The following is a 15,242-nucleotide window of genomic DNA, read 5'->3' on the forward strand; positions in this document are numbered from 1 at the left end:
ACACTAAATGATACGAATGCGATCTCCATACTATTTTTGTATTCCGATGATATCAAGCCTCCGATATGAATCGCCTCCGCACTAGAGCCCGAACTGGTTCAAGGCCGATTGGATGGTCGGTCGGGAGGCTGTTAAGATGGATGACCTTCAGTATGGAATGCGCGACAAGCGCGGAAACTGGGTCCCGCACCGCCGCGCCGAGCCGGTGCCGATCTGGCATCGCCCGTTCAACGCCAAGAAGGTACTAGCCTGGATTCCCGAGTTTCTTTGGCCTTGGAACGCGTTCCACATGGCCACGGCAATCATCTGGGTCAACTTGCTCATCCCGAGCTGGGACAGCCTGGCAAGCTTTTCCCTGCTCAACTACCTTTGGCTTTACGGGCTGAACGCGGGGGGCATTTTTCTCTTCTACGGATTCTTTGAGCTGCGCTATTACATCCAGCGCAAGCAAGAGACGCGCTTCAAGTATAATCCGAAATTCCCCTCCGACGCGCCGTCCGACGTCTTCTGGTTTCAGAGCCAGAATATCGACAATTTCAGCCGGTCGTTTTTCATCACCATACCGCTGTGGACCGTGGTCGAAATCGTGATGCTATGGGCATACGCGAACAGCTGGGCCGTCTGGCTGCCGTGGACGACGCATTGGCTGTACCTGTCGTTCCTCGTCATCATCGCTCCGGCTGTGCACGAAGTGTATTTCTTCTTCCTGCACCGCGCGATCCACTGGCCGCCGCTCTACAAATGGGTGCACTCGGTTCACCACAACTCGATCAACCCCAGTCCGTGGTCGTCGCTGTCCATGCATCCGGTGGAAGGGTTCCTCTACCATGCCGAAGCCTGGCTGCACCTGCTGATCCCATCCAACCCTGTCTGCGCGTACTTCACACTGCATGGGGCCGGCTTCGGAGCGGTGAATGGCCATCTTGGGTTTGAGACCTTCGAACTCACGGACAAGATCAAGCTCGATAGCCATTCCTATGTCCACTACCTGCACCACAAGTATTTCGAGGTGAACTACGGCGGTGACGGTCTGGTTCCTCTCGATAAGCTTTTTGGCACTTGGCACGACGGTAGCAAAGAAGCTGACGAGGCTATGAAGGCGCGCTTCCGCAAAAAGAAAGAAAAGCTGCGCGCGCAGCAGGAAGCCCGCGGCGGCCCGGCCACTGGAATGCCGGCGGAATGACGATCAGACGCTGTCTCGACTAAGCCCGAGAGGAGCGGGTGCGGGGCAGCCAGGCTTTTGTTGAAACCCCGCGGGGCGGGTAAACCGGGAGGAAGACTATGAAGCTTTTCAAGATACTTGTGTCCACAGCAGTGCTGGCTGCGTACAGCACCAGCAGCACGCTCGCCGCCGACATCTTCGTTATCGGCGGCAAGCCGGACGATCCATTCTGGTCAATCGTCAAGCGTGGTGCCGAAGACGCCGGTAAGGTGGTCGAAGCTCAAGGTGGTAAAGTCACCTGGCTCGGGCCGCAGAACTACGACAATCTGGGTGTGGACGCGGCCGAACTGATCCGCCAAGCCATCGACCAGAAGGCCGACGCCATTGTCGGTCCGGACTGGGTGCCGGAAGCCATGGATCCGGCGTTCAAGGCGGTTGTGGACGCTGGCATTCCGCTTGTTATCTACAATGCCGGCGGTTTGCAGGCGGCTGATCGCCTCGGCGCTATGAACTATGTCGGCTCGGACGATTACAAAGGTGGCGTCGCCGGCGGCGAGTATCTCGCTAAGGCCGGCAACAAGAAAGGCGTCTGCATCAACACACTGCCGGGTGCGGCCAATATCGAGGCCTACTGTGGTGGCTTTAGGGAAGGGATGAAGAATGGCGGCGGCGAGGCCGATGTGTTGCCGTTGCCAGCTACCTCCTTCGGCTCGGCAACAGCAGTGGCGCAGGCGGTGAAGGCCTATCTGCTGCAGCATCAAGCCGTGACCGCGGTGTTCACCATCGGCAATGTCGACGCCAATTCGGCCATGAACGGTATTACCCAGGCCGGCAAGGCCGGGCAGGTTCAACTCTGCGGCATCAACTTTGACGAGACCATCCTGAACAACATCAAGGATGGAAAACAGGCCTGCGCGATCGACCAGCAGGGCTACTGGCAAGGCTACCTCGCCGTCTCAATCTTGAATGGCAAGGTAAACTACGGGCTGACTGTGCCGACGCGCGAGATCCTCACCGGTCCTGGGATCATCGACAAGAACACTGTCGAGCTGACCATTGCCGGCGTGAAGGCCGGCGCGCGATAGGTGTCCTTACGGCCGCCCGCCTTGTGAGGGGGGCGGCCAGTGCATTCTACTTCCATAGCGACCGCAATTTTTGGCGCTCGATAACTCGCGGATTACCCATGACGGCACATCCCGTGACATCCACCCCAACGCCGATGGCAAATCGCGGCCGTTCTGGACTGGCCCTGGGTCGTCTGGCGCGGCGGCCCGAGACGGGCTCGTTCCTGGGCATGGTCGCAGTCTTTCTGTTCTTCGCCATATTCGGAGGCAGTGGCTTTTTGTCAGCAGCCGGTACGGCCAGTTGGCTGAGCATCGCCTCCGAGATCGGCATCATCGCTCTGCCGATAGGGCTGCTGATGATCGCTGGTGAGCTGGACATCTCGGTCGGCGCCGTGATTCCCGCGGCCTCTCTAACGGCCGCGATCATATCCGGCTACTATGGCCTGCCTGATTGGCTCGGCATCACGGCCGCCCTTGGGCTCGGTCTTGCCATCGGCTTGATCAACGGCGTGTTCGTCACACGAACCACGATCCCGTCCTTGATAATTACAATAGGAACGATGTTCGGCACAATGGGCCTGACGCTGGGCCTTACGGTGATGATCGCCGGCAGCACCGGTGTCTCGCTGGTGCCCGACGAACTCACGAAGACGCTTCTCGGCCAATATCTCGGGGGCATGTTCCAAGTGACGATTCTCTGGTGGCTCGTCTACATCGCCGCCCTTCTGTGGCTCCTCCACATCTCGCCCGTGGGCAACTGGATCTATGCACTCGGGGGCGACAAGGAGAGCGCGCGCAACGCGGGCATCCCCACCAAGCGGCTTACCATCGGTCTATTCATGCTTTCGGGGTTTTCCGCCGCGTTCGTCGGAGTCAGCCAGGTGATGGTCTACCAGAGCGCTCAGGTTCTGGCTGGGCAGTCCTTCATCTTCAATTCGATCATGTGCGTGGTCATCGGGGGCGTTCTGCTTACCGGCGGATTTGGCTCGGTCGTAGGTATCGTGTTCGGCACGATCACCTTCTCTATCGTAAACCAGGGCATCTACTTCACGAGTATCGATCCCAACATGGGAAGCGTCATCATCGGCGCGCTTCTCCTGATCGCCGTACTCACCAACGACACCTTTCGGCAGCTGGCGCTCAGCTACTCATCGAAGAAGGTTTGAGGGACCGCCATGACTGAGGCAATCAAATCCTTGTTGCGCCGCCCGGAAGCAGGCTCGATCCTCAGCCTGATCGGGGTGGTGCTGTTCTTCGTATTTTTCGGTGGCGTGGACCTGGGTACACTCCTTGGGGCGGCGAGCTGGGTGAATTTCGCCGCCAATCTCGGCATTGTCGCCATTCCGGTCGGTCTGCTGATGATCTCGGGTGAACTCGACATCTCCATCGGCGCATTGATTCCCGCGGGCTCTATGACCACCGCCATCCTTAGCGGCTACTATGACCTGCCCATCGCGGTGGGCATGGCCGGCGCCCTGGCGGTCGGTGTGGCGGTCGGCCTTGTCAATGGTTTGCTGACGATCCGCACCTCGGTGCCTTCGTTGATCATTACGCTCGCCACCCTGGTTGCGATGCAGGGCTTGGTGCTCAGTGGGTCCGTGTTGCTAACTGGCAACGCTAGCGTTGCCGTCACCGCGCCCGAATGGGCCAAATTCCTGTTCGGACAGCTTATCGGTGGAAGCCACCAGGTCATCATCGTCTGGTGGGTAGTGTTCGCTGTCATCATTGGCTTCGTGCTGCACAAGACCCGCTTTGGCAACTGGCTGTTTGCAATGGGCGGCGATCGCGTCAGCGCCCGCAATGCAGGCATTCCGATAAACCGCATGACCATCGCACTGTTCGTGCTGTCCGCCGTCAGCGCCACATTCGTTGGCATGTGCCAGGCGATCCTGTTCAACTCGGCCCAGGTTTCCGGCGGAATGAACTTCATCTTCAACGCAATCGTGTCCGTGGTGGTCGGCGGCGTACTGCTCACGGGAGGGTTCGGCTCGGTCATCGGCATCTTCGTCGGCACCATCACGTTCGCCATTGTCAGCCAAGGCATCTACTTCACCCAGATCGACCGGAACTGGTCGAACCTGATCATCGGCGTGATGCTTTTGACGGCGGTGCTGATGAATCAGGCATTCCGGGAACTGGCTCTGTCTTACCGGCGAGGTTCGAAACAAAGCGTGCCGAGGGCACCCATACAGCACTAAGCGATGCGGCTGCAGTTGCGATCAGCGACTGCTTGGAAGAACGAAAGATGCGACAATTATGAGCGAAAAACCTGCCATTCTCGAACTGAAAAATGTCAACAAGTCTTTCGGCCCGATCGACGTGTTGCATAAGATCTCGCTGCAAATTCGCCGGGGTGAGGTCTTGTGTCTCCTCGGCGACAACGGCGCCGGAAAGTCCACTCTCATCAAGGTGTTGGCAGGCGTCCACAAGCCGACCAGCGGCGAGATCCTGATGGACGGAAAGGCGGTCAGCTTCGACCGTCCGAGCGCTGCGCAGGAGCGGGGCATTGCCACCGTGCACCAGTTCGGCGGAACGTTCCCCTTAATGAGCATCGGCCGCTCCTTCTTCGTTGGATTGGAGCCGACAAAGGGTTGGGGTCCGTTCAAGATCTACGACCGCAAGCGCGCCAACGAGATCGCGGTGAAAGCGGTGCGGGATTTCGGCATCACGCGTATCGACGACGGTGACCGGCTTGTTGGTGGCCTGTCAGGCGGGGAACGCCAGTCTTTGGCCATTGCCCGCGCCGTGCATTTCGGCGCTCGCGTTCTGATCCTCGATGAGCCGACGGCAGCGCTCGGCGTCAAGCAGGCAGCTCACGTGCTGCGCATCGTCAATGAAGCCAAGCGGCGCGGTCTCGCGGTCATCTTCATCACCCACCAGGTGATGCACGCGATGGCGGTGGGAGACCATTTCGCCGTCCTCATTCGCGGTGCGATCGCCGCCGATTTCCGGAAGCGCGAGAAAACCCGCGAGGAGATCACCGACCTGATGGCCGGCGGTGAAACCATGGCTGACCTCGAGGCGGAAATCGAGCATGAATTGCATGCATGATCACAATGAAAATGCGCCGCCTCTCGAGCTGGATGGGCGGGCGGCCCGATCGTTTTCCTCGGGAAACCTCTGCCTTCGACCGGCCCTGATGACCCTTGGCGCCACCAGCCTCTTCACGTCGAACAAAGCAGAAGAAATATGACAATACGGATCGCAGTGATCGGTGCCGGTGTGATGGGCGCCGACCACGCCAGGATAGTGGCGGAAGACCTTCCCGGAGCAAGCCTTCAGCTGGTGTGCGACATGGATGAGGCGCGTGCCCGCACTGTTGCCGACACCTTTGGTGCGCCCGACATCTCCACCGATCCAGAAGATGTTGCCGCGCGGAAGGACGTGGACGCAATCATCGTGGCGAGTCCCGATACCACGCATGCGCCGCTGTCGAAGGCCTGTATTGCCGCCGGCAAGCGTGTGTTGTGCGAAAAGCCCCTCTCACAAGCGTCCGCTGACTGTATCGCGGTGATGGAGGCCGAACAGAAGTCGGGCGCGAAATTCGTCCAGCTTGGTTTCATGCGGCGCTACGATCGCTCCTACGAAGAGATGAAGCGAGCGCTTACAGACGGCCGCCTTGGCCGGCCCCTGATGATGCACAATTTTCACCGCAATGTCGAAACGCCGGCGGCAGATTTCACCGGCGCAATGGCTATCACCAATTCGGCCCCACACGAGTTCGATGTCGTGCGCTATGTGCTCTCGACGGAATATGCGTCGATTTCGGCCTTCCAGCCGAAGCGCTCAGATGCCCGGGTCGCGCCTGTCTTCATGGTGCTGGAGACGGTCGATGGCCAACTCGTCAACATCGAGATCAACAACAATGCCGCCTATGGTTACGATGTCCGTGCCGAGCTGATCGGCGAGCGGGGCACCGTTGCGATGAACAACGTCGCCTACACTCGCATCGATTCTGCGCTTGCACAGAGCACGAGCTACGACGCCGACTGGCGGACCCGCTATGCCGATGCGTACCGTCGGCAGAACCGCGACTTCCTACGCTTCGCCATGACTGGTGAGTTCCCGGCAACCGCTGCGAATTGCTGGGACGGTTATTGCGCCGCCGTCGTTGCCGAGGCGGGCGTGAAGGCGTTGCACGAGGGCCGCCGCGTACCCGTCCAAATGATCGCAAAGCCGGAGTTTTACGCGTGAAGCTGGGTTTCGTTTCAGACAGCCTCGGCAACCTGCCCTTCGAAACGATGCTGGATCATGCGAAGCGCATGGGTGTCTCCGGCGTCGAGGTGAACACCTGTGGCTGGTCCACCGCGCCGCATTTTCGGCTTTCGTCCATGCTGGGCAACAGGGAAGGCCAGAAGCGCTTCGTTGGCGCGTTCGAGGCGCGCGGGCTAGAAATCATCAGCCTCAACGCAAACGGCAATCCGCTGCACCCGACCGACCCGGCCCAGGGCGAAGGGCTGAAAACCACTATTCGCGTCGCAGGCGAAATGGGCATCCGGACGGTCTGCACCATGAGCGGCCTCCCGGCCGGCAACGCTGCAGATATCATGCCCAACTGGGTCATCTCGTCTTGGCCGCCGGAAACACAGGCCATTTTGAAATACCAGTGGGAAGAGAAGCTGATTCCCTTCTGGACCGAGATCGTGGCGTTGGCTGAAGAGAACGGCGTGGAGCGCATCGCGCTTGAACTCCACGGCAACCAGTGTGTCTTCAACGTGCCCTCGCTTCTGAAGTTGCGACAGGCGGTCGGACCCGTCGTGGGGGCGAATCTGGACCCTTCGCATCTGTTCTGGATGGGTGCCGACCCGCTGGCGGCGGCTCAATCGTTGGGCGAGGCGGTTTATCACGTTCATGCCAAGGACACGATGCTCAACGCACCAGTGCAGGCGACGACATCTCTGCTCGAGAATGGCAGCCTGATGAATCTTCCAGCCCGGTCATGGAGCTACATCACGCTTGGCTTCGGCCATGGCGAGGAGTGGTGGCGGCAATTCTGCTATCGCCTCAAGATGGCCGGCTATGACGGCTGGCTTTCCATCGAGCATGAGGACGTGCTCCTGAACTCTCTGGAGGGACTCGAAAAGTCCGTAGCGCTACTGCAGGGGGTCATGCCGTCCGCCCCCGCCGACTACAAACCGCAAGCCATCTGAAGGAAGGTTCCATGCCTTGGATCGACGCCTGTGCCGCCGCCGACATCGAAGCCGAGGAAGCCAAGCGCTTCGATCATGGCGGTCGCACCTTTGCGATCTTTCGAAATGATGCGGACGAATATTTCTGCACCGACGGGCTTTGCACGCACGAGAGTATTCACCTCGCTGACGGTCTCGTAATGGGGAATACAGTGGAGTGTCCTAAACACGCATCCGTTTTCGACTTCACGACTGGGGACGTAGAGACCCCGCCCGCTTGCGAGAATCTCAAGACGTACAAGACGAAGGTCGAAAATGGCCGCGTCATGATCGAGATCTGAGCCATATGGACCAGCCGTTCCAGCTTGCAGCCTGCGCCGAGATGCTCTGGCGCGACCGCCCGATTACTTGGCGCGCCGAAATGAATTGGCCATTCATCGCCAAGGCGCTGTTTGACTGCCTGATCCCCTGCGGAGGCTGATTATGGGCATGTATCACAACCGTCCTCATGTCGAGGACATCCGCAAGATGAAGAAGAGCGGACAGAAAATCTCCATGCTCTTCGTCAGCACCCCGGATGAGGCGGCTGCCGCAGCCGCTGCCGGCATCCATATGCTCTCCATCGAAGGTCGATATTTCGATCCGGAAATGCGCCAAGCAGCCGGCGATTGTTTCGTACAAGTCGGTTTGCCATATGGCAGCTATGGGAGTTTCGCGGGCCGCCCGCTCGCAACAGCGGAGGACTATCTGCGTGCAGCGTTCCACTTTGCCGGCACAGGCGGCGACGCCTTTTATTGTGCGGCGTCATACGACATCCAGAAGACGTTATGCGACAACTACATTCCTGTCGTTGGCCATATCGGCCTAGTGCCGTCTTATATCACCTGGACGGGTTGGCGCGCAGTCGGCAAGACCGCGGACGAAGCAGTGCGCATTTGGCGACACACCCAAAAGCTGGAGCAAATAGGAGTCTTCGGCGCGGAGCTGGAAGTCGTCCCAGATCGCGTCGCGAAATTCCTCACCGAAAACTCCTCGCTTGTCATGCTAGGCATGGGCGCTGGCAAATATGCCGATGCGCAGTACCTCTTCACAGAAGACGTTTGCGGTTACGGCAAGAACCATAAGCCGCGACACGGAAAAGTTTATCGAAACCTTGGCCCTGAGCTGGAGAAGATTCAGGACGAGCGCGTCGCTGCCTTCAAGGACTACAAGGCAGACGTCGATTCAGGCAGATATCCCGGTTACGAGCACACGGTTCCGATTGTGGATGCCGAGTTCGATATCTTCATGAAGATAGTTAAAGGTTGAGAACTATGTCTGTGGGCTCATCTTATCCCTCACGGACATGCGGTCGACAGCGCGTATCAGTTGACAACCGCCGAGCGCCATCGCTTGACGAGCTCAAAGCGCTGATTGCCAAAAGGGAACTGACACTTCCGGAGAAGTCGGAGGCTGTCGCCCGGGTGATATTTGCGGAGCCGGATTACGTGGCTTTCGAAAATGCCACCGCAATCGCGCGCCGATGCCATGTATCACCCGCGACCGTGTCCCGACTTGCATCGCGTCTCGGGTTTGGGTCGTTTGTGGAAATGCAGAGCTGCTTCCGAAATCATATACTGCTTCGATTCAAACTTCAGGAAGAATACGTGAAGGCGAACTGCTGAGGATCATGTGCACGGACTTTTGACCCCCGACGGCCGAGTGCTCTTTCCAAACTTGACGGCGATCGTAATTCCCGAGGCGGCTGTTGGGAGCTTTTTCGCTTACGCGCACCTTGCGCAGTTCCGGCCCCTGCTGAAGCCTGTCCAGAATGGCGACCTGGTGGGTGAGCGATTGAGGGCGGTCGCCCTGCCGGGTCATGCTCCCGGTCATACCGGCTACGCGTTCGACACGGACGAGGACCGTTTCCTATTCTTCGGGGACGTCGTTCATGTGCCGGCCTTGCAGTTCGGCAATCCCGCGTTCAGTTGGGGCTATGACGACGATCAGCCGACGGCGCGCGCAACCCGCCTAAATGTTTTCAGTGACGCGGCCAAGGCGGGGACGTGGATCGCCGGCGCGCACCTTGGCTGGCCGGGCATCGGTCGCGTGGTGCGTAAGGGCGAAGCATACGGCTATGAGCCGGCAGGAGGACGAGTGACCGGATAGGCGGCCCGGTACTGATTGGTACCGCTCTCTTCGCCCAAGGCAAGGATCTCGACGAGCAGCGCGCCTCACTCCGCCGTCCTCAACGGCGGCGGCACATCGTCCGGCCCACAAAATATCTGATTCTTGATCCACTGGCGGCCGATCGACGCCTGAGGCTTACCGGATCGGCGTCTCGCCGCGAAACAGCGGCTGGTGCGCCCGCATCAAGGCGGCAATCCGGTCGGCGACTTTTCGTACCGGCGGGGAGTGACGTTCCTCGTGATGGGTGACGATCCATTGGTCGGTTTCGAGCTCGGGGATAGGCTGAGCGACGCGAACCAGCCGCGGATCGCTGTCACCGACGAAGCACGGAAAGACCGAAAGGCCGGCGCCGGCGGCCACCAGTTCACGCACCGCATGGGTGTTGTTGCCGCGTACGGCGATGCGGTCGCCGTGATGGGCTTGCAGCCAGCGCGCCGATGCAACGTTTGCGCCTTCGCCGGTGACGCCGACGAACAATCCAGCGGCGATGCCGTTGATCAGGTGACGTCCGGAATAAATGGCGTGAGCGACTTTGCCGCTCTGACGGCCGGCCAGCCACTGCTCGGTCGGACGCTCGCTGCGGATGCCGATGTCGGCGGCACGGCGGCCGATGTCGACCCGCTCGGTCGTGGTGACAAGCTCCACCCTTATGCCGTCGTCGACCGTCCAGATCTCGCCGATATGGGCGGAAATGAAAGCCGAGGTCCATGGCCCGGCCGAGACGCGGACAATGCGGTCGGGCAGGTTTCCCTCGCGCCAGCGGGTCAGCGACTGCATTGCTGCCTCGACGTCTTCGGCGCGCCGCAGCAGTTCTTCGCCGACCGGGGTCAGCCGGTAGCCGGTCTGCTGGCGCACGAACAGAGGTTCGCCGATCTGCTTTTCCAGCGCGGTGACGCGTCGTCCAAGGGTGGCTGCGCTGAGGCGCGTGGTTCCCGTCGCTGCGCTCAAGCCACCCAGCCGCGCAACGTCGAGAAACAACCTCAGATCGTCCCAGCCGATATCCATTTTGCAGAAATGAAAAACTCCTTGCGACCGTGGCTGTAGCGCGAAGGGGCATCATGCGCAAGTATGCAGGCGTTGGACGCGTTGGACATTCTTGCTTGGCGGGACAGTGACAAGCGCCTCGGCTGGCTAAGAAGCCAGCGCAATCTTTTCGATCGCGCATGCGCTTCGCGCCGATGCTTTGCGCTTTCGACCAACCCAAGCGCGCGGGCATTCTGCACGCCAAAGGAGACGATCATGTTGGATGAACTTCGACACCGTTTCGCCCGCTGGCTTGCCTATCGCCAGACGCTTGCGAGCTTGAGGCGGGCCCCAGACAGCACACTTGCGGATGCTGGCATTTCTCGCGAAGAGATCCGCGAGCATGCCCGCCACGCCAGCGTGCGTCGTTGAGGAACCGGGCATGCAGATGATTGAGCTTTGGGATGGCCGCTCGGTACCGGGCATTGGCATCGGCACCTGGGCGGCGGGTGGCCCCGCGCGTTGGCGTGACACGGCGACAACCTATGGCGAGGTCGATGACATCAGGTCGCAAGCCGCGCTGGCGATGGCCTATGAGATCGGCGCGCGGGTGTTCGACACGGCGGCCGCCTATGGCGCCGGCAATGCCGAACTGATCCTCGGGCGAGCGTTGAAGGGTAAGGACGAAGCCGTCATCGTCACCAAGGTCGGCTATTTCGGCGATCCCGAAACGCGCAAGATTGCTCCCGAGGATGCCTCTGCCGCAGCGATCCGGACATCGATCGACAATTCGCGGCAGCGCCTGCAGCGCGATTGTATCGACGTCGCGCTGCTACATATCAACGAGTATCCGATCGAGCGCGCCGGCGAGGTGTTCGATACGCTCGGCCTGTTGCGCCAGGAGGGCAAGATCGGCGGCTTCGGCTGGAGCACCGATCACCGCGAACGGCTTGCCGCCTACGCGCCGCGCGAGGGCTTCGTCGCCGTAGAGAACGACTTCAATGTGTTTACCCCGGCGAACGGGCTGATGGCCGTTGCGGCGCGCGAGAACCTCGTCTCGTTCAGCCGGCTGCCGCTGGCAATGGGGTTGCTCACCGGCAAATACACGCCGGCCATGCGGCTGCCCACCAACGATGTGCGCGGCGGCAATGCCGAATGGATGGTATTTTTCAGGGATGGCGCCGCCAACCCGCACTATCTGTCAAGGCTCTCGGCAATCCGCGACCTGCTCACGTCGGGCGGACGCACGCTTGCGCAGGGCGCGCTCGGCTGGATCCTCGCCAAGTCGGCAATCGCGCTGCCGGTTCCCGGCTTCACGCGGCCCGAGCAGGTCGAGGACAATCTCGGTGCGCTGGAAAAAGGGCCGCTGCCGGCAGCGGTGATGGCCGAGATCGACGCCGTGCTGAAAATTGCCGAGACTGCTTAGGGTGTGGCGAATCCGAAATTCGCATTGGCGATAACGCGACCAACTTCGATCTCTCTGCTGTCTGCCGATATCGCATTTTTCTTAGTCAAGCTTCCGTGGCGCGATTGAAGGAGCGGCGGACACGCTCGAGTTGAAGGTCCGCCGCTCCGGTTTTCAGATCAAAGAGTGATGCTGCAACGGGAGATGGGTGGCGAGCTGCGCTTGAGCTGAGCCGCCGACCGCGTCGCTGTCGAGAGAGAGCGACCCGGTTGAGCTGTCAAAGATGATGTGGTGGGAACCATCATCCGTGGCCGTACCAGCAGGAGACGCATGCAATGAAAGCCCGCTCGACTTAAGCTCGGTAAGAGCGGCTTGATCGAGGTGGAGCTTGTCCTGAAGCTTGCTGAAGTCGAAGGCATCGTTGCCTCCGTGACCCGACATGATCTCGGCGGCGGCGCCGTTCTTTGCCTGGGCCCCGACATTTTCACCGCTCTGGACGGTCTGGGCGAACCCATGGCCGGTCAGGTTGGTTGCGGTTCTGTCGGAGTGATTGTTGGGGGCGAGAAACTCCGAGCCGGCAGAAAGAGCATGGCTCAACACAGCCAGCACCCGGTCAACGCCGCTGCCCAAATCCTCCATCTTGTTGCCGCCAGTGTCGACATGGGAGGTGTCGTTGCCGCTATGGCCCGCCATTTTGTCGGTGCTTGCACTTGCATGGGAGGCATCACTGGTGGCTTTTCCGTGACTGGCCGTGCGGTGGGAAGTCGCAGCTCCAGCAGAATTACTATCGCTAGTGCTGGCGTCGGAAGGGGCGATGGCGGTAGCAGTCGCAGTAGAAGTGCCATGGCTGGTCTTGGAGTCGGAGGCGGCCACAGTAGAGCTATTATCGGCAGCGGTGGCAGTGGAAGGCACAGTTGCAGTGGAACTGCTATCGCCCGTCGCGGCTTCGGAAGAGGCCGCGGCAGTCGAACTGGTATTGCCGGCGTCGTCGGAAGCGGCAGTTACGGTCGAACTGCCATCGCCGGTGGCGTCATGGGAAGGGGCAGTCGCAGTCGAACTGCTATCGCTGGCGGTGGCGTCGGAAGGGGCCGTGGCAGTCGAACTGATATCGCCGGTGGCGGCGTCGGAAGCGGCAGTTACAGTCGAACTGCTATCGCCGGTGGCGTCATGGGAAGAGGCAGTCGCAGTCGAACTGCTATCGCTGGCGGTGGCGTCATGGGAAGGGGCAGTCGCAGTCGAAGTGTTGTCGCCGGTGGCGTCATGGGAAGGGGCAGTCGCAGTCGAAGTGTTGTCGCCGGTGGCGTCATGGGATGGGGCAGTCACAGTCGAACTGCTATCGCTGGCGGCGGCATCGGAAGGGGGTGTCGCGGCAGCGCTGCCGTCGCTGGTGTCGGAAGGTTCGGCCCCGGTGGTAGCGAGGTTGTGCTCCCGGAAAACGGCTTGCAATTCGGAGGAGCTTTCAAGCGCGGTGTCGCCGTTCTGCGTTCCCCATTTGTAGGTGTAGTCGAAGCCGGGCGTCGGCACCAGTGCGGCCCAATGATCGATCATGGTTTGCATCTGTTCGGGGGTGGGCATGACATGTCTTCCGCCATCGGAAGTCTCCCAGTTACCGCCGCCAAAGGCCTGATATACCGGAACGATGTTGTTAGCCGGGATGCCCGACTTCACCGCTGCAGCCACGGCTCGATCGATCATGTCGTAATCGACCGTGTCCGTTCCCGTGCGCACCGGATAGGGGTCTATTCCGAAATAGTCGATATGCGTGTTGGCCGGATTGTAGGTGTTCGTAAAATCCGGATTGGTCGGGGACCCCATGTTCATCATGGTGATGAAGGTCTTGGCGCCTGGAAAATGCTCATGGATCCAGTCGGATTCCGCCTTCAGGTTCTCAGCGGTTGCGTAGGTGCCCCACCTGCCGGTGGGATCGGGCTCGTCAACAAGATAGAACCCAAACACATTCGGATTGCCGAGGAAGGGGGTCATTTTCTCGATGAAGGATGAGGTTACGCCCTCGTGCTCATTCAGGTAAACCAAACCCTTCATGCCATCCGGCAATGCGTTGACCTGGCTAACATATTGAACGTCGGCCAGATTGAAGCCAGCGTTTGCGATTTCGGTGGCGGAACCACCCGAGGTGTAGTGCAGAGTTGCCATCCAGTAATCCTTTTTCTCGTTCGATAGCGCCCGAGGCCTACCTACTAGAGGGTGTATATTAGCGCCAAATCACATAAAGACACCCGTTGATAAAATCATTGAGCGTTTGTTGGAATGCTGCATGCATTGTGGCTTATTTTGATAAAAACGGGTTGTACACAAGAAACTTATCGCTTTTCTTAGGTCACAATTCCGGCGGAATCGCGACTTTATTTTGAAATAGCTGTAGCTTCGCAACTTATGACGTTTAAATTACGGGAAATTACATTCTTGTTTGCTTTTGATTTGTCAATTTACCTTACGAGATGAAAATCAGACAGACGTTAACCACAAGAGCCAAACTGCTCCGTGGTCTCCCGTGGTCTCACTGCCGCAAGCAATTAGTTGTGGACAATTCGTAGGGATCTGCGCGCTCAGCGGGCGGCAGATCTCCGTGATCGAGATCAAGTCAATGTAGGAAGCCGCTCAAGGTGAGAATAGGGGCGGTTCCCAGCTGGAGCGCCTGCCGCACTCGCCCATGAGGAAGACTTAAGCGACATTAAAGCGGTTCGGCCCACGTTTACAAGCGAGCGACAACTGCGGAATGACTGCCGGGTTCGCGGTGCCTGGTTCCTGCTCTCGCGCTCAAGTAATTGGCAGTCCCGATTTATAGATCGTGATCTGCGAAGGGGCGGTTTGTGAAGCCATAGCCGCTATTGCGCAGCGGATCTGATAGCGGCCCAGGGATCTGATAGTCGATACCGGGCTCAGATGGGATCTGACCGTTCGTTGCCGACAAGAATCGAATAAGAGTAAAGAGACGAGAACCGGATTGGTCGCGAAGCCGTTTGCTTCGTCGTCGTGCACCGTGCGATGAGCCTCTATTTCACTGAGATGCACTAAGTCCGTTCAAGACACGGAAGCGGGCCGCGAACCGCGCCGAGTAAACTCGGTGGCGGGCAGATTCAAGCCACCCTTCAATGATACCCTGCTAGCGAACCCGCTGGTGACGAAGGTTGAGTATCAGCCCGAATGGGCACCCGCTTTGGAAAAATCCGGTGCTGAACAAAGACGGAGCGGCGGACCGGCTCGAGCAGAGGGTCCGCCGTTCCGGGTCGTTCAGATCACAAGGAACGAACCTGCTGCAAGCGACAGACCTGGAGAGAGCGTGGCGAACTGTATTTGAGCTGCGCCACCGATCCCGTCGCTGTCGAAAG

The 15,242-nt window shown here is 59.7% G+C and carries 14 protein-coding genes and 1 pseudogene; 13 read left to right on the plus strand and 2 right to left on the minus strand.

Annotated elements, in window-relative coordinates; genetic code table 11:
* Nucleotides 1-136 precede the first annotated feature (136 nt).
* From NKJ17_RS29610 to NKJ17_RS29655, 11 genes and pseudogenes are all read left to right on the plus strand, one after another.
* Nucleotides 137-1,183 (plus strand): sterol desaturase family protein, encoded by a 1,047-nt coding sequence (locus NKJ17_RS29610; protein WP_352509022.1) that lies wholly within the window; start codon nt 137-139, stop codon nt 1,181-1,183.
* 98 nt (nt 1,184-1,281) lie between these two features.
* Nucleotides 1,282-2,247, plus strand: a complete 966-nt coding sequence (locus NKJ17_RS29615) for a sugar ABC transporter substrate-binding protein (RefSeq protein ID WP_352509023.1) — start codon at nt 1,282-1,284, stop codon at nt 2,245-2,247.
* A gap of 134 nt (nt 2,248-2,381) precedes the next feature.
* Entirely contained in the window at nt 2,382-3,392 is a 1,011-nt protein-coding gene (locus NKJ17_RS29620) for an ABC transporter permease (protein WP_352479442.1), read from the plus strand.
* A 9-nt stretch (nt 3,393-3,401) separates the two neighbouring features.
* A complete protein-coding gene (locus NKJ17_RS29625; protein WP_352509024.1) occupies nt 3,402-4,424 on the plus strand; it encodes an ABC transporter permease in 1,023 nt (340 codons plus the stop codon).
* A gap of 58 nt (nt 4,425-4,482) precedes the next feature.
* Nucleotides 4,483-5,277: an ATP-binding cassette domain-containing protein gene (locus NKJ17_RS29630; protein ID WP_352509025.1), complete on the plus strand. Its 795-nt coding sequence runs from the start codon at nt 4,483-4,485 to the stop codon at nt 5,275-5,277.
* A gap of 138 nt (nt 5,278-5,415) precedes the next feature.
* Nucleotides 5,416-6,420, plus strand: a complete 1,005-nt coding sequence (locus NKJ17_RS29635; protein WP_352509026.1) for a Gfo/Idh/MocA family oxidoreductase — start codon at nt 5,416-5,418, stop codon at nt 6,418-6,420.
* Nucleotides 6,417-7,376, plus strand: coding sequence for a sugar phosphate isomerase/epimerase family protein (locus tag NKJ17_RS29640; RefSeq protein WP_352509027.1), 960 nt, complete (start codon nt 6,417-6,419; stop codon nt 7,374-7,376). Before NKJ17_RS29635 ends, NKJ17_RS29640 begins: the two co-directional genes overlap by 4 nt.
* Nucleotides 7,377-7,387: 11 nt before the next feature.
* Nucleotides 7,388-7,696: a MocE family 2Fe-2S type ferredoxin gene (locus NKJ17_RS29645; protein WP_352509028.1), complete on the plus strand. Its 309-nt coding sequence runs from the start codon at nt 7,388-7,390 to the stop codon at nt 7,694-7,696.
* Nucleotides 7,697-7,701: 5 nt separating this feature from the next.
* Nucleotides 7,702-7,788 (plus strand): annotated as a pseudogene (locus tag NKJ17_RS34150) (hydroxypyruvate isomerase); the annotation flags it as partial.
* Nucleotides 7,789-7,838: 50 nt separating this feature from the next.
* Nucleotides 7,839-8,663, plus strand: a complete 825-nt coding sequence (locus NKJ17_RS29650) for a 3-methyl-2-oxobutanoate hydroxymethyltransferase (protein WP_352479337.1) — start codon at nt 7,839-7,841, stop codon at nt 8,661-8,663.
* Between the two features lie 393 nt (nt 8,664-9,056).
* Nucleotides 9,057-9,503, plus strand: coding sequence for an MBL fold metallo-hydrolase (locus NKJ17_RS29655; protein ID WP_352509029.1), 447 nt, complete (start codon nt 9,057-9,059; stop codon nt 9,501-9,503).
* A gap of 156 nt (nt 9,504-9,659) precedes the next feature.
* Here the strand turns inward: NKJ17_RS29655 and NKJ17_RS29660 are convergent, their stop codons facing one another.
* Nucleotides 9,660-10,529 (minus strand): LysR family transcriptional regulator, encoded by an 870-nt coding sequence (locus NKJ17_RS29660; RefSeq protein ID WP_352509030.1) that lies wholly within the window; start codon nt 10,527-10,529, stop codon nt 9,660-9,662.
* Between the two features lie 81 nt (nt 10,530-10,610).
* Here NKJ17_RS29660 and NKJ17_RS29665 point away from each other — a divergent pair, with 81 nt between their 5' ends.
* Entirely contained in the window at nt 10,611-10,919 is a 309-nt protein-coding gene (locus NKJ17_RS29665) for a DUF1127 domain-containing protein (protein ID WP_352509031.1), read from the plus strand.
* Between the two features lie 10 nt (nt 10,920-10,929).
* Nucleotides 10,930-11,913 carry an aldo/keto reductase gene (locus NKJ17_RS29670; protein WP_352509032.1) on the plus strand — a complete coding sequence of 328 codons (984 nt, stop codon included), beginning with the start codon at nt 10,930-10,932 and terminating at the stop codon, nt 11,911-11,913.
* 153 nt (nt 11,914-12,066) lie between these two features.
* On the opposite strand, the gene NKJ17_RS29675 is transcribed toward NKJ17_RS29670, so the two are convergent.
* On the minus strand, nt 12,067-14,046 hold the full coding sequence (locus tag NKJ17_RS29675; RefSeq protein WP_352691299.1) for a calcium-binding protein: 1,980 nt from the start codon (nt 14,044-14,046) through the stop codon (nt 12,067-12,069).
* Nucleotides 14,047-15,242 lie beyond the last annotated feature (1,196 nt).

This window comes from Mesorhizobium sp. M0208, assembly GCF_040322015.1.
Lineage (GTDB): Bacteria > Pseudomonadota > Alphaproteobacteria > Rhizobiales > Rhizobiaceae > Mesorhizobium.

Excerpts from the sequence above, each read along its gene's own strand:
- NKJ17_RS29615 (WP_352509023.1), top strand. The coding sequence starts at position 1,282 with ATGAAGCTTTTCAAGATACTTGTGTCCACAGCAGTGCTGGCTGCGTAC.
- NKJ17_RS29650 (WP_352479337.1), top strand. The coding sequence starts at position 7,839 with ATGGGCATGTATCACAACCGTCCTCATGTCGAGGACATCCGCAAGATG.
- NKJ17_RS29670 (WP_352509032.1), top strand. The coding sequence starts at position 10,930 with ATGCAGATGATTGAGCTTTGGGATGGCCGCTCGGTACCGGGCATTGGC.
- NKJ17_RS29630 (WP_352509025.1), top strand. The coding sequence starts at position 4,483 with ATGAGCGAAAAACCTGCCATTCTCGAACTGAAAAATGTCAACAAGTCT.
- NKJ17_RS29660 (WP_352509030.1), bottom strand. The coding sequence starts at position 10,529 with ATGGATATCGGCTGGGACGATCTGAGGTTGTTTCTCGACGTTGCGCGG.
- NKJ17_RS29620 (WP_352479442.1), top strand. The coding sequence starts at position 2,382 with ATGGCAAATCGCGGCCGTTCTGGACTGGCCCTGGGTCGTCTGGCGCGG.
- NKJ17_RS29675 (WP_352691299.1), bottom strand. The coding sequence starts at position 14,046 with ATGGCAACTCTGCACTACACCTCGGGTGGTTCCGCCACCGAAATCGCA.
- NKJ17_RS29610 (WP_352509022.1), top strand. The coding sequence starts at position 137 with ATGGATGACCTTCAGTATGGAATGCGCGACAAGCGCGGAAACTGGGTC.
- NKJ17_RS29625 (WP_352509024.1), top strand. The coding sequence starts at position 3,402 with ATGACTGAGGCAATCAAATCCTTGTTGCGCCGCCCGGAAGCAGGCTCG.
- NKJ17_RS29635 (WP_352509026.1), top strand. The coding sequence starts at position 5,416 with ATGACAATACGGATCGCAGTGATCGGTGCCGGTGTGATGGGCGCCGAC.
- NKJ17_RS29645 (WP_352509028.1), top strand. The coding sequence starts at position 7,388 with ATGCCTTGGATCGACGCCTGTGCCGCCGCCGACATCGAAGCCGAGGAA.